This is a genomic window from Herbaspirillum sp. LeCh32-8 (assembly GCF_017814915.1).
Classification (GTDB): domain Bacteria; phylum Pseudomonadota; class Gammaproteobacteria; order Burkholderiales; family Burkholderiaceae_D; genus Herbaspirillum.
Window position 1 is genome coordinate 1 of the sequence record NZ_JAGIPZ010000032.1, and the last position, 809, is coordinate 809.

The 809-nt window shown below is 60.8% G+C and carries 1 protein-coding gene; it reads right to left on the reverse strand.

Features of this window, described 5'->3' with window-relative positions; all coding sequences use genetic code 11:
- Positions 1-107: 107 nt before the first annotated feature.
- Positions 108-809 (reverse strand): ketol-acid reductoisomerase (gene ilvC / locus J8I26_RS22540; protein ID WP_209609456.1); only part of this gene is annotated, 702 nt, incomplete at its 5' end.

An 809-nucleotide genomic window follows, 5' to 3' on the forward strand; every position in this document is an offset into this window, starting at 1 on the left:
TCGTTCGTTGTGCTCACATCAATCCGGGATACGACACGTCCCGTTCGAGCCATAAAAGAAAAAGGACGCCGAAGCGTCCTTTTTCAATCACTCAACCAATGCGCAGATTAGTTCTTCGACTGGTCCACCAGCTTGTTGGCCTTGATCCAAGGCATCATGGCGCGCAGCTTCTCGCCCACGATTTCGATCTGGTGCTCGGCGTTGATGCGACGACGCGACAGCAGGGTCGGCGCGCCGGCCTTGTTTTCCAGGATGAAGCTCTTGGCGTATTCGCCGGTCTGGATGTCCTTCAGCACGGCCTTCATGGCGGCCTTGCTTTCGTCGTTGATGATGCGCGGGCCGGTCACGTATTCGCCGTATTCAGCGTTGTTCGAGATCGAGTAGTTCATGTTGGCGATGCCGCCTTCGTAGATCAGGTCGACGATCAGCTTCAGTTCGTGCAGGCACTCGAAGTAGGCCATTTCCGGCGCGTAGCCGGCTTCCACCAGGGTTTCGAAACCGGCCTTGATCAGGTCCACGGTGCCGCCGCACAGAACGGCTTGCTCGCCGAACAGGTCGGTTTCGGTTTCTTCGCGGAAGTTGGTTTCGATGATGCCGGCGCGGCCGCCGCCGTTGGCGGTGGCGTACGACAGGGCCAGGTCACGGGCGCTGCCCGACTTGTCCTGGTACACGGCGATCAGGTGCGGCACGCCGCCACCCTGGCTGTAGGTCGAACGCACGGTGTGGCCCGGGGCCTTCGGCGCGATCATGATGATGTCCAGATCGGCGCGCGGCACGACCTGGCCGTAGTGGATGTTGAAGCCGTGCGC